Source organism: Acinetobacter sp. AR_0276 (assembly GCF_003000705.1).
GTDB classification, from domain to species: Bacteria; Pseudomonadota; Gammaproteobacteria; order Pseudomonadales; family Moraxellaceae; genus Acinetobacter; species Acinetobacter nosocomialis.
This window is the reverse complement of the sequence record NZ_PSQO01000004.1, coordinates 2,705,029-2,720,160: the sequence shown is the minus strand read 5'-3', so window position 1 is coordinate 2,720,160 and position 15,132 is coordinate 2,705,029. Positions and strand designations below refer to the sequence as shown.

The following is a 15,132-nucleotide window of genomic DNA, read 5'->3' as shown; positions in this document are numbered from 1 at the left end:
GCTTAAACATGATGTTTTAAGCAAAAATGATCAACAACGGAACTATCAATCCAATGGACACGGATCGTGAATAATCTACCTAACCTATCGGATTTAAAGGTTTTTTGCACAGTCGCCAAACTAAAAAGTTTTGTCGAATCTGCTGAGGAACTTGGGACATCGCCAGCTTTTATTAGCAAGCGAATTAATATTTTAGAAAACACGTTAAGCTGCAAACTTTTTCATCGCAGTACGCGTCACGTTAGCCTGACAGAAGATGGCAAACTCATTCTTGAGAGAGTTTCAAATATTCTTGAGGAATTTGATGAAGTTTGTGAACTGGTCAATAACCCGCTCAGTACGCCTACGGGTCGTATGGATATTATTAGTAGCTTTGGTTTTGGCAGGAAACATATCGCACCAATTTTGTCTAAATTAATGATGCTTTATCCAAAGCTTCAAATACATTTTGACACCATCGACAATACCAAGGACTTGATTCAACACAGTATTGATTTAGACATCAGAATTGGTAATGAAATTGCACCCAATATGATTGCGAAGAAGTTAGCTTCTAATTTTCGAATTTTATGTGCAGCACCTAGCTATTTACTTAAACACGGCGTACCAGACAGTATTGAAGATTTGCAAACACATGACTGTTTAACGATTAGTGAACGTGATCAATCATCTGTACTATGGAAATTTAGACATGCTTCTGAAGATGTTTCAGTGCATATCAAACCACGTTTTGTTTCTAATAACGGCGAGATTATTCATCAGCTTGCCATAGAAGGTCACGGTATTATTTTCCGTTCGATTTGGGATGTTGCAGACGAACTGATTACTGGCCAACTTCAGCATATTTTGCCTGAATATTGGCAAGACGCAGATGTTTGGGCAGTTTATCCATCCCGTCTGAAAAGCTCGTCCAAACTGCAAACCTGTATTTTGTTTATTCAAAATGAATTACTTAATCGTTTACAGCATGTACAAAACCTAAATCGGGGACAACTCATTTCACCAGCCGTCAAACGAGAACCACCACCTGAAAAAGTCTTTCTATAAAAAAAGCCCTAAGTGAGCCTATTCACTTAGGGCAATCGTTCGCTTTTAAATTTTAGAAATAATATCCAATTGAAAGATAAAACAGTTTATCCCAGTCATTACTGCTACCTTGTGCAAGGCCATTTGCCCCACCACCTACCATTGGGTCATTTTTACTCATAATATATTCGCCCTGAATACCAATGGCTTTGTAATTAAAATAAACGCCTGCAATTAAACGCTCAGAGTCTTTATAGCCATCCTCATCTTTGAAAAAGCGACTATGAGAAATATAAGGCTTAATATTGGTAAGTTGATGAAATGGCTGAGCAAAGGTGTAATTAATTTCATTAACCAAATACTTACCCTTATTCGCTACTTGATATGGATAGTCGAAAGCACCAATAGTTGAACTATTTGGAAATAAATCATCTCCATTCGTGACATCTTGCTTACCTGCTAAGAACATCCATTGCCAAGCTTGGTATTGTGTTTGAGCAAACACATTCCATGACTTACGATGTCCATCTATGTTTGTTCTTTTATTTTCTAAATCAGAATACCAAAACGAACCACCCAATTCTGTTGAAAAATTTTGAGCTTTATCAATTTCAAATTTTCTAGATGCGCGGCCAATCCACATATTTTTTTCTTCAATATTAGTGCCATTGGACAAGTCATCAGCTTCAACAAAATTACCACTATATCGGCTTGAGTCCTTTGAAGTACCCTTATAATTTCCACCATCAGATGGATAAAAACCTAAGGTCAAATTATATTTATCATCTGCAAATTTATATTTAATTCCTAAATTATCAATATCTTCTAAACCGACGGTATTTAAAAGTGTCTCGTAATAACTGCTGCCCCAAAATTCTCCAAAGCCAAAATCAACAGGTTGTAAACCTACTGTAACTCTTTGTTGATCAGACAGTTTATAACCTGCCCATGCTTTTTTTAGAAAAATTGCATCACACAGGCGATTATATTGGTAACAACGAGCATCTAAGCCCGCAATCCAATCTGGATTTTCGTAACCCAACACTAATTTAATATCTGTGAGTCGCCAGTCATCATTTTGAGAGCCTTCATTAGCCTCAACCACATAGTCCTTATGTAAATAACGGGAACGTACCGCACCAGACACTTTAAATTGACCCGAATCTAAAGTTGGATCACCCCAACTCAAATCAGCCGCAGAGACTTGTGCTCCAGCAGTTAAGCTTAGAATTCCTAAAAATAATAATGACCTTTTCATGTCTTCAACATCCTTGTTAAGTGTTATAAGAACATGAAGAAATTGGGTTAGACAAACAATGCCAGAACTATAAAGTCGGTCTTTACAAACTGTGTTTAATCAAAAAATAAGCATAAAAAAAGACCACGCAGGAGCGTGGTCTGTAAAATGGTGGCTATGACGAGACTTGAACTTGTGACCCCCGCATTATGAGTGCGGTGCTCTAACCAACTGAGCTACATAGCCGTAAACTGTGCGCGCATTATCTTAGCTTCTTTACCGCGCGTCAAGAAAAATTTTAAATAAAATGAGGTGAAGTGAGCCTATAAGCCGGGTTCTGTCGAGGATGGTCATTCCTCTAGGCGTACAATCACTCATACGCTCAAGCGACCTACCCGAATCCAGTACGGGCCGCACCTAGGATTCCTATTTGGTCTTGCTTCTGGTGGGGTTTGCCATGCCGTGAACTGTTACCAGACACGCGGTGCGCTCTTACCGCACCCTTTCACCCTTACCTCACGAATGAGGCGGTCTACTCTCTGCTGCACTTTCCGTCGGCTTTCACCGCCCAGGCGTTACCTGGCACCCTGCCCTATGAAGCCCGGACTTTCCTCTCCTGCTTCAGTCACGGAGACCTCCACAGCAGCGACCATCCGGCTCACTTCGAGGGCGCATATTAACAAATTTATTCACTAATTGCTTGTGCTTTTTTGAGCAATTAATCTTTTATATTTGTCTAATAGCTGTTCTTCCGTTTCCTCATGCTGCGGATCTTTAGGAATACAGTCGACTGGACAAAATAATTGACATTGTGGCTGATCATGGTGACCAACGCACTCGGTACATAAATCTGGATTAATTTCATAAATCACTTCACCCATAAAAATAGCTTCATTTGGGCAAACTGGTTCACAAACATCACAGTTTATGCACTCATCGGTGATATATAACGACACTTTACCAACCTTGTTGATGTTTACGTTCAAAAGCTTCAACCACAGCTTGCGGAACAAACTTGGTTACATCACCTTTTAAGCGTGCAATTTCTCGAATCAACGTCGAAGAAATAAAAGAATACTGTTCGGAAGGTGTTAAAAACACGGCTTCAAAATGTGGGTCCAACTGGCGATTCATATTAGCCAATTGAAACTCATATTCAAAATCAGATACTGCTCTTAAACCGCGAAGTACTGCTGTAGCCTTTTGTTCTTTGAAAAAATTAACCAATAAACCATCAAAACCTACAAATTCAACATTTGATAGATGGCCTAATGATGACTGTGCCAGTGCAACTCTCTCTTCTAGACTGAACAAAGGATTTTTATGATGTCCAATTGCAATCGCTACTACGACCTCATCAAACATTCTTGATGCTCTAGTAACTAAATCAACGTGCCCATTTGTGATAGGGTCAAATGTTCCAGGATAAATTACACGCGTTTTAGACATCCGCTAGTACTCTAATTGTATTGTGCACCTATTTTAGCAAAAGTTATACATGAGGCGAAATATTGATATGTGGGAAAAAACTTCACCTTGGCATCAGTTTACGGCACAATAGGGGCAATTGTGGAAGTTTGAATTATGGCGAAAGCAACAGTAGTAAAGAAACATAATGGCGGAACCATCGCACAAAATAAGCGTGCCCGTCATGATTATTTTATCGAAGAAAAATTTGAAGCTGGCATGTCTTTACTCGGCTGGGAAGTAAAGTCTTTACGTGCCGGTCGTATGAGTTTGACAGAAAGTTATGTCATTTTTAAAAACGGTGAAGCATTTTTATTTGGTGCACAAATTCAACCGCTTCTTTCTGCATCTACACATATTGTGCCGGAGGCTACACGTACACGTAAATTATTATTATCTCGTCGTGAACTTGAAAAGCTTATGGGTGCAGTGAACCAAAAAGGTTATTCGTGCGTTCCATTAGCGTGTTACTGGAAAGGTCATCTGGTCAAGCTTGAAATTGCACTCGTGAAAGGTAAACAACTCCACGATAAACGTGCAACTGAAAAAGAACGTGACTGGCAACGTGATAAAGCCCGTATATTTCATAAATAATAGACTAAAAAGCCTCTATAAAGAGGCTTTTTTATTTTTTACTAATTTAATCTATATAAAAGTCCAGCAATATATTCACCAAACCATTTAGCAGTATCTAAATCACCTTGTGGCGGTGTAATTTCAACTGGTGCATTATCTGATTGAGTCATTAAACCTAAACAGCTCGATAAACGGTTTAAATCAGTTTCGGTATGGCCTGTTGTCATTAAAGGTAAACCTGACCAGAGCATGCCATGCTGCATCGCAAAAATATTAAGTTGTTGCAAAACCGCTAGCTTATCACCACTCAGGCCACCTGAATTTGCAAAACCCGCTGCTAATTTGCCTTGCCATAAACGATTTTTCCAGCGTTTGGAGGTACTATCCATAAACTTTTTAAAGTCGGCAGTTACACTCCCCATATATGTTGGCGAGCCAAAAATAATACCCTGTGAGGCATCTAAAACATCCCAATCGATATGCTCAATATTCATCACATGTACTTTAACACCCATCACTTGTGCACCAGCAGCAATAGCAGATGCTACCTTTGCGGTATGACCATATGGACTGTGATAGACGATAGAGAGATGTTTTTCAGGCAAAGACATAAGCTTAATATTTTAGCGATTTTTTGTATTTTATCATTTTATTAAAAGTTGCTAAACCGTGATCTAAGAATATCAAAAATTAGCTTTTAAGCAGTTTATTTAAGTAAATACTGAAAATACAAAAAATAAAAAACTCCCTTATATTATTTTTAAATTTAAATAACATAAGGGAGTAATATCACAACAATCGTACTTCTAAAATTAAATACGATTTTTATAAATTACATAAAAACAAAAGTTGCCATACGGCCAGTTTTAGCATCACGGCGGTAAGAGAAATACTCTTCTTGCTGTTGATATGAGCATTGATCGCCGCCTAAAACTTGCTTAACACCAAGGTTTTGCAAAATAAAACGAGCAATCGCGTATAAATCTGCATGAAATTTATCTGGAGCTGCTCCATCAATAAATGCAGTTTCCAATTCAGGATATTTACTACAAAAAGCAGTTTTTACTTCGGCTCCAATTTCAAAACAAGGTTGACTAATCGCAGCTCCTAACCACGCCCAAGTTGGAGGGCTTTGCATTGCAGCAACTGTATTTTCAATAATACCGCCCGCCAAACCTCGCCACCCTGCATGTAAGTTGGCAACTTCAGTGCCCTCTGCGTTACCAAGTACTACAGGCAAACAATCGGCTGTCATCATCATTAACGCATGACCTTTGGTTTGAGTAACCAATCCATCGCCAATTAATGCTGTAAAGGGAATTTGTTCATTTACCGTATGACAAATCGTACTATGCGTTTGGGTCATCCATGTCATTTTCTTAACACCGAACTGAGCAAATTCGTCTAAAAGCATCATTCGATGCTGCTGAACGCGTGCAGCTTCGTCTTTAACGTGTAAAGCAAGATTAAACCCAGTTAATTCGGTTTGGTCCGTTGGCAAAGCCAAAGGATGTTGAACCCGTGTCTGCCCTACAAATACGCCTTGCGGTAAACCTTGAACAAATTCCATATGCATGTCCTTAATATGCAGCGTTTTCTGAACGTAGCACATTAACCAACTGAGTAAAATCTTCAGGCCAAGGTGCTTCAAATAACATTTCTTCACCAGTACGCGGATGTTTTAAACCCAACTTAGCTGCATGCAATGCTTGACGTTTGAAACCACGTAAAGTTTCAATGAGTAATTCAGATGCACCAGCAGGTACACGTACACGGTTCATATAAACCTGATCACCAATCAAGCCGTAACCAATATAACTAAAATGCACACGAATCTGATGAGTTCGGCCTGTTTCAAGACGAGCTTGCACACGAGTAAAATCTTTAAAACGCTCTTTTACGTTGTAATGCGTCACTGCATCACGCCCACCCGGTAAAATCGCCATTTTCACACGGTCAACTGGGTGACGTTTAATTGGCTCATCAATCGTACCGCCAGCAATAATATTTCCATAAACAACTAAGTCATATACACGATAAACTGACTTATTTGCCAATTGTTTACTTAAAGAAAATTGCGCTTCTAGTGTTTTAGCAACAACTAATAGTCCACTGGTGTCTTTATCAATACGATGTACTAAACCCGCACGAGAAAGTTCTGCCAATTTTGGAAAATGATAAAGCAAGGCATTCACTAAAGTTCCAGAGGTATTACCTGCTCCTGGATGCACTACCATCCCTACTGGTTTATTAATGACTAAAATATCATCATCTTCATAAACAATATTAAGTGGAATGTTTTCAGGTTGACTCGTCGTCTGAGCTTCAAGCTCAACTTCGAGCGTAAGTAGCTCTGTCCCTTCACAACGATGCTTAGGTTTAACAATGTTACCATTCACCAACAGATGGCCATCCTTCAACCATTGCTTGAGCTTTTCACGCGAAAACTCACTCCACACCATGGCTGCAACTTGGTCGATACGTTGCCCTAAGTAGCTTTCATCTAACTGAACTTGCAACGATAAACGTGTTGCAGTTGTATCAGAAGTATGGTTATCTGCATCCTCAGAATCTTCAAGTAAATTGAAGTCGGTTTCAGAGAAGTTTGTGTTTGAAGATTGTGCTGAAGTCATTTGATCATTGAGATAAAAGTGGTTTAATAGCGCAATTGTAGCTCATTGCCCAACATAACAGAGGAGTTTTTATGTCGCTACCACGTTATAAAATTACGATGCTTGCCTTATCTCTAGGTGTAGCGTCTGCATTTGTGGGCTGTAGCAGCAATCCAAGTAAAAAAGAAGTGGTCGATACTGGCCCGCAATCTAGTGAACAAGCATATTTTGAAAAGGCCCAAAAATCTCTTGATCGTGGTCAATATCTTGAAGCTACTAAATCTTTAGAAGCGATTGACACCTATTATCCAACTGGACAATACGCGCAACAAGCACAACTCGAACTTCTCTATTCAAAATTTAAACAAAAAGATTATGAAGGGGCGATTGCTCTAGCTGAACGCTTTATTCGTTTAAATCCTCAGCATCCAAATGTAGATTATGCCTACTATGTACGTGGCGTATCTAACATGGAGCTGAACTATGACAGTTTATTGCGCTACACGTCTTTGCAACAATCACACCGTGACATCAGTTATTTAAAAGTTGCTTATCAAAACTTTGTTGATCTGATTCGCCGTTTCCCAAGCAGCCAATATTCTGTCGATGCAGCACAGCGTATGAAATTTATTGGTCAAGAGCTTGCTGAAAGCGAAATGAATGCTGCACGCTTTAACGTTAAACGTAAAGCATGGGTTGCAGCAGCTGAGCGTTCACAATGGGTTATTGAACACTATCCACAAACACCTCAAATACCAGAAGCATTAGCAACTTTGGCATATAGCTATGACCAGTTGGGTGACAAAGCAACTTCACAACAATACATTGAAGTTTTAAAGCTTAATTATCCTAGCCTTGTTAATAAAAATGGCACAGTAAACATGCGTGCTGCTCGTAAAGAAGGCAACTGGATTAACCGTGCTACCTTGGGTATTCTTGGCCGTGAATCTAAGTCTACAACACCTGATACTACGACTACTGAAACAGAACCTAAACGTAGTCTACTGAACCGTGTAAGCTTTGGTTTAATAGGTAATTCTGGCAAAGAAGAAGCTCAAGAAACAACAAAAGCACCGGTTGAGACTCCAAAAACTGAACGTAGCTGGACTAACCGTTTAAGCTTCGGTTTACTTGATAAGCCTGAAAAAGCAGCAGAAGGTGCAACCACTGCACCTGCAGCATCTTCAACTGAACCGGACGACGCTGCTCAATAAGTCATAACAGCTTAAAAATAACCAACAAACAGGCAAGTGATATGACTTGCCTGTTTGTTTTTATAAAATAGTAAAATATTTATCGGGCATATCTCGTTTCATCATGTCAGAATAATCTGACCTATCGCATCATTAGTTTAAACACGGTTATCTGAATTATGGCAATTCCACAGCATACGATTGATCAGATTCTAGATCGGACAGATATTGTCGATCTGATTGGTCAACGTGTGAAATTGAAAAAGACCGGACGAACATATTCTGGTTGTTGCCCTTTTCATCAAGAGAAAACCCCTTCTTTCCATGTTTATCGCGATAAACAGTACTATCATTGCTTCGGTTGCCAAGCAAACGGCAATGCCATCCGTTTCCTAATGGATATTGATAACCGAAACTTTATCGATGTAATGAAAGAGTTATCGAGCAATGCAGGTGTCGAATTACCCAAAGATAATACCGATAATAAAAAACTGTCTTATACACGCCAGGTTACCAAACCACCAGTTCCAGCAAAAACAGTTGTTGAACCCAGTACTCAAGCACCTATAGATGATCAGTACAATACACTTGAACCAGTGTATTTTGATGATCCTTTTGCCCAGTTCGAACAGCCATTTAATTTTGAGGAACCTGTACAAGAAGGTAATTTATACGACCTTCTAGAAAATATTGCCCAGTTTTATGAGCATCAATTACCGACTAGTCAAAAAGCTAAAAATTACTTTAAGCAACGTGGTTTAAGTGACCAGACTATTCAGTTCTGGCGTTTAGGTTATGCACCAGAAGACTGGCAGCATCTAGAAAAAGCTTTTCCTTATGATATTGAGGGCTTAAAGCAACTTGGCCTCATCCGTTCAAGCGACAGTGGTCGTGACTTTGATCTTTTACGTGATCGTGTCATTTTTCCAATTCGAGACCCGAAGGGTCGTGTAGTTGGTTTTGGTGGTCGTGCACTCAATGACGAAATTAAACCTAAATACATCAACTCGCCAGACTCAGAAGTTTTCCATAAAAACCAATTACTTTATGGTTTATATGAAGGTAGAAAATTAAAGTCTAACGACTGGTTAATGGTTGAAGGATATATGGATGTTATTGCTTTACAGCAATATGGTATTACAGGCGCTGTCGCGACTTTAGGAACGGCAAGTAATACAGAACACCTTAATATTTTATTTAAACAAAATAATCGAATTACAATCGCCTTTGATGGCGATATAGCAGGTCAAAAAGCAGCACGTCGAACTTTAGAAATTGCGTTACCACTTCTAAATGATGGACGTGAGCTTAAGTTCTTTGTATTACCAAATGATCACGATCCAGACTCATTAATTCGACGTGAAGGCCTCGAAAACTTCCAAAGACTTTTACAGCAAGCGCCCCTGCTCTCTGACTTTGTTTTTGCACATCTTACTGGCCAACATGACATTAGTACGCCTGAGGGCAAAAGTCTTGTCATGGGCGAACTAAGAGAACTCACCGAGTTATTACCCAAACAGGGATCTTTCCGTTATCTATTAACCCAATCTTTCCGTGAAAAGTTAGGGTTAGGTAAGCGCTTTACCCCGCAAATTAGTCACGATGCATCGTTATCTTTTAATATTCAGACAAAAGATGAAGACTTTGCTGTCGCAATTTTGATGCACCATCCGTTTCTTTATATTCATTTTGAAGGATTACGGGCTTATATTCCACAAGATGAGTTATTGGCTAAAATATTAGCAATTCTAAATCGTATATTTGATGAATTGCCTGATGACCAAGAGTTAGCGACATATTATGTGTTAGGTGCATGTAGCAGTTATTGCCATGAAATTGCAGATATTATGCAAAGAACTAATATTCAGGCATTAACTCAAGCACCAGAAGTAGCAGATAAACTCGCTAAAGAATATGCCTTAGGCTTACAAGAAAGATATTTACGTCAAAAGCTAAAATCTAAAATTTCTTTAGTTGAGTCAAGAAACCTAAGACAACAACTCAATGAGCTCACCAAACAAATTAGCTTAAGATTATTGTCTTAACGTTTCGGTTTTCGCTCATGATCAAATACATCCTGTAGATGCTGTTGGAGCCACTCGAAATAATCAGGACTTTCTGCTTTAGCAGCTTCACGTAACAACATAGACGTTGGATGCATTAACTTTTGTGTTAAGCGGTGAGCAAATTCTTTGAGTACTTGCTCTGGATTGCCGCCATGGTGCAATGCGTCTAAAGCATGAGCAAGTTCTTGCTGACTAATTTCTTCACTATGGTGGCGGTAAGCATGGATTGTGCTGCCTGCTTCTTTGACTTTTTGATGTGTAATCAATTGGGTTGCTAATTGATTCACCATCACCTCAGCTTCAACAGCTGCTTGACGGCGTTGGGCTAGGTTTTCATCAATTACACTTTGTAAGTCATCAACTCCGTATAGATATACGCCATCAAGTGATTCCACTTTAGGGTCAATATCGCGCGGTACAGCTAAATCAACCATTAACATTTGTTGATAACGGCGCTTTTTTAATGCCGTTTTGACATCTGCATATGCAATAACTTGATGCAAACTACCTGTGCAACTTGAAACAACATCTGCACGGTATAAATTTTCTGATAAAGCTGAAAAATCAATAATCTCAACTTTAACTTGATGGGCAATTTCTTGAGCTAGCAGGTCAGCACGTTCACGGCTACGATTACAGATAATAATCTTGGCAACACCCATTTCCGCTAAGTGCTTGGCCACCAGACTATTCATTTCACCTGCTGCAACCACCATAACAGTGAGTTTTTCAGGTTTACTAAAGACTTGTAAGGCTAATTGTGCAACAGCATAACCCATTGAAACTGCATGACTACCTACAGCTGTTTCTGTACGCACACGTTTTGCCGCATAAAAAGCGTATTCAAATACACTGTTTAACTCAGGAGAAACCGTCTGCGCTTCTTTAGACAATGCTAGAGCATTTTTTACCTGCCCTAAAATTTGTGGTTCACCTAACATTAAGGAATCTAAACCACTTGCAACACGCATTAAATGTGTGATCGCTTGAGCATTCTCGTAACGATAAACATGATGAATTAACTGCTTTACATCAATATTATTGGCATCGGCTAACCATTTCAGAAGGCTTTCGGCATCTTCCGCCATGGCGTAGACTTCTGTACGGTTACAGGTTGAGACAACCACTAAGTCTTTTAAAGACTCATGATGGCGTTGCTCGGCAAGCAAATTACTTAATCGCTCTGCATTGAAAGCAATTTGCTCGCGGAGTTCTACAGAAGCTGTTTGATGGTTGACACCCAATGCAAAGAAAGACATATCAGATCATCATTTCGCTAAATTTATGCTATTGTGCAACATCGGTGTCATAAAAAGCATTACTTTGGATCAATAAAAATTGCGTCAAATGAATAGCCGTATTAATTTTAACGGTGCTTCGATAAGACAGTATTCTACCACATTCTTATTGTTAGGTAGCATGTCCTCATATGTCTATGCACGTCCGTTGCAAGAGACCTATGCCGTGCATTCATTTGATCAGGCTCTACAACAGAGTATGGTCGCTGAATTTGCCTTAGCTTATGACGATATTCCTACGGCACTGCATAATTACACCGTACTTGCAATTAGAAGCAACTCAACAACCATTAAACAGCGTGCCTTAGATGTTGCACTTGAATACAACGACTTACAAGCTGCACTGAATATCGCAACACATTGGGTCGTTCAAGAGCCTAAAGACGTCCCTGCTTTGTTTTATTTATCGCATATTGCATTAAAAACACATGAATATCAGCTTGCTGCTGAAACTTTGGATAAAATTTTAAAAATAGATCCAACTGCCGATCTTGAACAAATTTTGGCAAGTATTGCACCCGAAAATGCACAAGATCGAGAAGTTTTATTAACCGCTTTACGTTCAAGTGCAGAAAAGGAAAATCCTTCTATTTTAGCGCTTATCGCTAATCTGGAAGCACAAAATGGCCAATTAGAACCAGCACTAAACACCATTAATCGTGCACTACGCCGTCGTCCTAAAGTAACCAGTTTTATCTTAATGAAAGCCAACCTGTTGATTGCCCTAAGTGATCAAGAAGGTGCTTTAAAATGGTATGCAAAATCCAGCCGTAAATATAAGAAAAATCTAGATATACGATTAGCTGAAGTACGATATCTCATTCAGATTAATCAGCCCCAGCTTGCTCTTGAAAAATTAGAAAAAATTATTGAGAGTAATCCTCGTGCTGAAGAAGCATTATTTATTGCGGGCTTAACCAGTATTGACCTGAAGCAATATGATAAAGCTGAACAATATTTGGTTGATTTACGCAACTCTGCAAAGTATCAAAATGAAGCGTATTACTACTTAGCAATCAATGCTGAACGAAAACAGCACTATGAGACTGCTAAAGCCTATTACCGTTTAGTAGATGGTAGCCTTTACATTGTTTCCAGACGTAATCTTATTGCGATTTATGATAAGCAAGAAAATTTACATGATGCATTACGTTTTTTAACTCAAGAGCGAGTCAATTATCCGCAGCATGCAAGCTTTCTCTATCAAGCTCAAGCTGAAATTTTAAAGAAGATGGGTAATAAAAAAGCTGCATTAAATTTATTAGATGAAGCGATCAAAAACTTACCAGATGATCCAGAACTCATCTATGCAGAAGTTTTATTATTAGACCCTTATACCGACCTCGACAAACTTGATAAAACACTGAAGCAATTATTACAGTTAGAACCGAATAGCCCGACTTATCTAAATGCTTATGCATATACGTTGGCTTTACAAAACCGTAGATTAAAAGAAGCACGACAGTATGCTGAACAAGCATTGGAATATGCACCTGAACAAGCCTCAATTCTTGATACGCTAGGCTATATTGCATTTTTACAAAATGATTATGAAGCAGCAGCGGAAGCTTTAGGCAAAGCATATGAACTCAGCCATAACATAAATATTGGCATTCGTTACGCTAAAGCATTGTATATGCAAGGATCGTTAACTCAATTTAGTACCGTGTTACAACAACTGAAACAAAAGCACGCGAATGATCCACAATTGCATCAGCTTGATGCGTTAATTTTACCTACATCTGTAAAAAAGAGTTAAATTTATGAGCAAACTTGCCCAACTGTGCACAGCGATCTGTGGATCAAGTGTATTATTCTTAACCGGTTGTCAGCATTTTACTCAGCCTAAACCCGCAGTTACCCACCAAGTACAAGATGAAAAACACTTCAATTTGCAAGGTAAAATTGGAGTACGTACTCCCCAACAAAGTGGTAGTGCTTTTTTCACATGGGTTCAACAGCAAGATAATTTTGATATCGAGTTAAGTGGAATTTTAGGTGTTGGAAAAACACAAATTCAAGGAAAACCGGGTGAAGTCACTCTAAACAGCGCTAAAACTGGCGTTATTACAGCAGCATCTCCTGAAGAGCTTTTAGAGCGTGCAACTGGTTGGCAAGCCCCCATTACTCATTTAACCAGCTGGATTTTAGCGAAACCTGCAACTTTAAATGCCCAAATTAGCAAAGATAATGCAAACCGTGTGAGCCAACTCATTGAAGATGGTTGGACGGTTAATTTTAGTTATGATGGTGAACAAACTTTACCAAATAAACTGGTTTTAAAGCAGGCGCTTGCTGAAGATAAAGAAAACCGTATTACAATGGTTATCCAAAACCGTTAAGTCTAACTATATAAATCTATGATTCGAGTTCCTTCTCCAGCCAAGCTCAACCTGTTTTTACATATAACGGGACGTCGTGAAAATGGTTACCATGAATTACAAACCATTTTTCAACTCATTGATTTATATGACTGGATGACTTTTTCCCCTATTGAGAAAGATGAAATCCAGATTGAAGGTTTAGGTGAGGTTCAACTTGAGCAGAATCTGATTTATCGGGCTGCTCAAATATTAAAACCGCATGCAAAAAAATTGTGTGGCCTACACATTAGCATTGAAAAAAATATTCCAATGGGTGCAGGTCTAGGCGGAGGTTCTTCGAATGCCGCCACAACGCTCATTGTTTTAAATCAATTATGGCAATGTGGCCTAACTCAGACAGAGCTTGCTGACTATGGTGTAAAACTTGGTGCCGACGTTCCTATTTTTATTTATGGTAAAAATGCATGGGCTGAAGGTATTGGTGAACATTTAACATTCATAGACTTAGATCAAAAACAGTTCATTATTTTAAAACCTGATTGTTTTATCAGCACTCAATTGCTTTTTTCACAAAAAACATTGACAAGAGACACTAAGACCACTAAATTTTGCGCCTATCAGTTAGAACCTTCTAATTTTGGAAATAACTTTGAGCCTTTGGCTAGAAAGTTATACCCTGAAGTTGAAGAAGCAATGCAATATCTTGATCAATTTGGTCATGCAAAGCTTACAGGTACAGGTGCTTGTGTTTTTACTGAATTAACCAATGAAATGAATGTTGATGACATTCTTAAACATGCACCATGTAAAGCTTACTTGGTACATAGTTTAAAAGAATCTCCTTTACATCATTTTAAAGTTGCAAGTTAGGGGCGTCGCCAAGTGGTAAGGCAGCGGGTTTTGATCTCGCCATCCGTTGGTTCGAATCCAGCCGCCCCTGCCAATTTCACCTGTAATGATGATTATATTAGGGGCGTCGCCAAGTGGTAAGGCAGCGGGTTTTGATCTCGCCATCCGTTGGTTCGAATCCAGCCGCCCCTGCCATCATATATATCATCGAATTTAGGGGCGTCGCCAAGTGGTAAGGCAGCGGGTTTTGATCTCGCCATCCGTTGGTTCGAATCCAGCCGCCCCTGCCATTCTTCTTATTTTAAAGACAGACTTAATTGCCTTGCTTTTTGTTGATTATTCTTGACATTGCATTGCAAAAATATTAAAGTTCTGCCGCATTAGGGGCGTCGCCAAGTGGTAAGGCAGCGGGTTTTGATCTCGCCATCCGTTGGTTCGAATCCAGCCGCCCCTGCCATCTATTTCATTACATACCAACCGCCAA

General features: G+C 39.2%; 14 protein-coding genes, 5 tRNA genes and 1 other RNA gene. 11 read left to right on the top strand and 9 right to left on the bottom strand.

All coding sequences use genetic code 11. The features are described 5' to 3' along the window. Window positions 1–66 precede the first annotated feature (66 nt). Window positions 67–1,047, top strand: a complete 981-nt coding sequence (locus CSB87_RS13890) for a LysR family transcriptional regulator (protein ID WP_004710275.1) — start codon at window positions 67–69, stop codon at window positions 1,045–1,047. 52 nt (window positions 1,048–1,099) lie between these two features. On the opposite strand, the gene CSB87_RS13885 is transcribed toward CSB87_RS13890, so the two are convergent. The 5 genes from CSB87_RS13885 to coaD all read right to left on the bottom strand — a co-directional run bounded on the left by CSB87_RS13885 (window position 1,100) and on the right by coaD (window position 3,712). Continuing rightward, window positions 1,100–2,284, bottom strand: a complete 1,185-nt coding sequence (locus CSB87_RS13885) for a porin (RefSeq protein WP_006582134.1) — start codon at window positions 2,282–2,284, stop codon at window positions 1,100–1,102. A 148-nt stretch (window positions 2,285–2,432) separates the two neighbouring features. After that, window positions 2,433–2,509: transfer RNA gene (locus CSB87_RS13880), tRNA-Met, on the bottom strand. Window positions 2,510–2,573: 64 nt separating this feature from the next. Continuing rightward, window positions 2,574–2,928: RNase P RNA component class A (rnpB, locus tag CSB87_RS13875), an RNA gene on the bottom strand. A 27-nt stretch (window positions 2,929–2,955) separates the two neighbouring features. Continuing rightward, window positions 2,956–3,219 (bottom strand): YfhL family 4Fe-4S dicluster ferredoxin, encoded by a 264-nt coding sequence (locus tag CSB87_RS13870; protein WP_001979799.1) that lies wholly within the window; start codon window positions 3,217–3,219, stop codon window positions 2,956–2,958. 1 nt (window position 3,220) lies between these two features. Next, window positions 3,221–3,712, bottom strand: coding sequence for a pantetheine-phosphate adenylyltransferase (gene coaD, locus CSB87_RS13865; RefSeq protein WP_000047853.1), 492 nt, complete (start codon window positions 3,710–3,712; stop codon window positions 3,221–3,223). A gap of 135 nt (window positions 3,713–3,847) precedes the next feature. Between coaD and smpB the strand changes: the two genes are divergently transcribed. Continuing rightward, window positions 3,848–4,324, top strand: a complete 477-nt coding sequence (gene smpB, locus CSB87_RS13860) for an SsrA-binding protein SmpB (protein ID WP_001029798.1) — start codon at window positions 3,848–3,850, stop codon at window positions 4,322–4,324. Window positions 4,325–4,365: 41 nt separating this feature from the next. Here smpB and CSB87_RS13855 read toward each other — a convergent pair whose 3' ends face one another. The 3 genes from CSB87_RS13855 to rluD form a co-directional block, all read right to left on the bottom strand. Next, window positions 4,366–4,917: a flavodoxin family protein gene (locus CSB87_RS13855; protein WP_004710280.1), complete on the bottom strand. Its 552-nt coding sequence runs from the start codon at window positions 4,915–4,917 to the stop codon at window positions 4,366–4,368. Window positions 4,918–5,138: 221 nt separating this feature from the next. Beyond that, window positions 5,139–5,876 (bottom strand): peptidoglycan editing factor PgeF, encoded by a 738-nt coding sequence (pgeF, locus tag CSB87_RS13850; RefSeq protein WP_004888484.1) that lies wholly within the window; start codon window positions 5,874–5,876, stop codon window positions 5,139–5,141. A gap of 10 nt (window positions 5,877–5,886) precedes the next feature. Further along, window positions 5,887–6,939, bottom strand: coding sequence for a 23S rRNA pseudouridine(1911/1915/1917) synthase RluD (gene rluD / locus CSB87_RS13845; protein WP_002050385.1), 1,053 nt, complete (start codon window positions 6,937–6,939; stop codon window positions 5,887–5,889). A 71-nt stretch (window positions 6,940–7,010) separates the two neighbouring features. On the opposite strand from rluD, the gene CSB87_RS13840 reads away from it, so the two are divergent. Both CSB87_RS13840 and CSB87_RS13835 read left to right on the top strand, forming a co-directional pair. Next, window positions 7,011–8,132 (top strand): outer membrane protein assembly factor BamD, encoded by a 1,122-nt coding sequence (locus CSB87_RS13840; RefSeq protein ID WP_004888487.1) that lies wholly within the window; start codon window positions 7,011–7,013, stop codon window positions 8,130–8,132. 158 nt (window positions 8,133–8,290) lie between these two features. Further along, window positions 8,291–10,156, top strand: coding sequence for a DNA primase (locus tag CSB87_RS13835; RefSeq protein WP_004888490.1), 1,866 nt, complete (start codon window positions 8,291–8,293; stop codon window positions 10,154–10,156). Here the strand turns inward: CSB87_RS13835 and hemA are convergent. Continuing rightward, complete coding sequence (gene hemA, locus CSB87_RS13830; protein ID WP_004888492.1) at window positions 10,153–11,436, bottom strand: glutamyl-tRNA reductase; 1,284 nt, start codon at window positions 11,434–11,436, stop codon at window positions 10,153–10,155. The genes CSB87_RS13835 and hemA overlap by 4 nt on opposite strands. Window positions 11,437–11,524: 88 nt before the next feature. On the opposite strand from hemA, the gene CSB87_RS13825 reads away from it, so the two are divergent. The 7 genes from CSB87_RS13825 to CSB87_RS13795 all read left to right on the top strand — a co-directional run bounded on the left by CSB87_RS13825 (window position 11,525) and on the right by CSB87_RS13795 (window position 15,105). Beyond that, window positions 11,525–13,234 (top strand): tetratricopeptide repeat protein, encoded by a 1,710-nt coding sequence (locus CSB87_RS13825; protein WP_213065517.1) that lies wholly within the window; start codon window positions 11,525–11,527, stop codon window positions 13,232–13,234. Window positions 13,235–13,238: 4 nt separating this feature from the next. Then, entirely contained in the window at window positions 13,239–13,817 is a 579-nt protein-coding gene (lolB, locus tag CSB87_RS13820; protein WP_002050400.1) for a lipoprotein insertase outer membrane protein LolB, read from the top strand. A gap of 18 nt (window positions 13,818–13,835) precedes the next feature. Continuing rightward, window positions 13,836–14,669: a 4-(cytidine 5'-diphospho)-2-C-methyl-D-erythritol kinase gene (ispE, locus tag CSB87_RS13815; protein WP_004888496.1), complete on the top strand. Its 834-nt coding sequence runs from the start codon at window positions 13,836–13,838 to the stop codon at window positions 14,667–14,669. Beyond that, window positions 14,668–14,742 (top strand) — tRNA-Gln (locus tag CSB87_RS13810). Before ispE ends, CSB87_RS13810 begins: the two co-directional genes overlap by 2 nt. Window positions 14,743–14,768: 26 nt before the next feature. Next, window positions 14,769–14,843 (top strand) — tRNA-Gln (locus CSB87_RS13805). A 20-nt stretch (window positions 14,844–14,863) separates the two neighbouring features. Then, window positions 14,864–14,938, top strand: a tRNA-Gln gene (locus CSB87_RS13800). A gap of 92 nt (window positions 14,939–15,030) precedes the next feature. Next, window positions 15,031–15,105: transfer RNA gene (locus CSB87_RS13795), tRNA-Gln, on the top strand. Window positions 15,106–15,132 lie beyond the last annotated feature (27 nt).

Coding starts and splice junctions, on each gene's coding strand:
- CSB87_RS13885 (WP_006582134.1), bottom strand. CDS start 2,284: ATGAAAAGGTCATTATTATTTTTAGGAATTCTAAGCTTAACTGCTGGA.
- coaD (WP_000047853.1), bottom strand. CDS start 3,712: ATGTCTAAAACGCGTGTAATTTATCCTGGAACATTTGACCCTATCACA.
- smpB (WP_001029798.1), top strand. CDS start 3,848: ATGGCGAAAGCAACAGTAGTAAAGAAACATAATGGCGGAACCATCGCA.
- CSB87_RS13855 (WP_004710280.1), bottom strand. CDS start 4,917: ATGTCTTTGCCTGAAAAACATCTCTCTATCGTCTATCACAGTCCATAT.
- pgeF (WP_004888484.1), bottom strand. CDS start 5,876: ATGGAATTTGTTCAAGGTTTACCGCAAGGCGTATTTGTAGGGCAGACA.
- rluD (WP_002050385.1), bottom strand. CDS start 6,939: ATGACTTCAGCACAATCTTCAAACACAAACTTCTCTGAAACCGACTTC.
- CSB87_RS13840 (WP_004888487.1), top strand. CDS start 7,011: ATGTCGCTACCACGTTATAAAATTACGATGCTTGCCTTATCTCTAGGT.
- CSB87_RS13835 (WP_004888490.1), top strand. CDS start 8,291: ATGGCAATTCCACAGCATACGATTGATCAGATTCTAGATCGGACAGAT.
- hemA (WP_004888492.1), bottom strand. CDS start 11,436: ATGTCTTTCTTTGCATTGGGTGTCAACCATCAAACAGCTTCTGTAGAA.
- CSB87_RS13825 (WP_213065517.1), top strand. CDS start 11,525: ATGAATAGCCGTATTAATTTTAACGGTGCTTCGATAAGACAGTATTCT.
- lolB (WP_002050400.1), top strand. CDS start 13,239: ATGAGCAAACTTGCCCAACTGTGCACAGCGATCTGTGGATCAAGTGTA.
- ispE (WP_004888496.1), top strand. CDS start 13,836: ATGATTCGAGTTCCTTCTCCAGCCAAGCTCAACCTGTTTTTACATATA.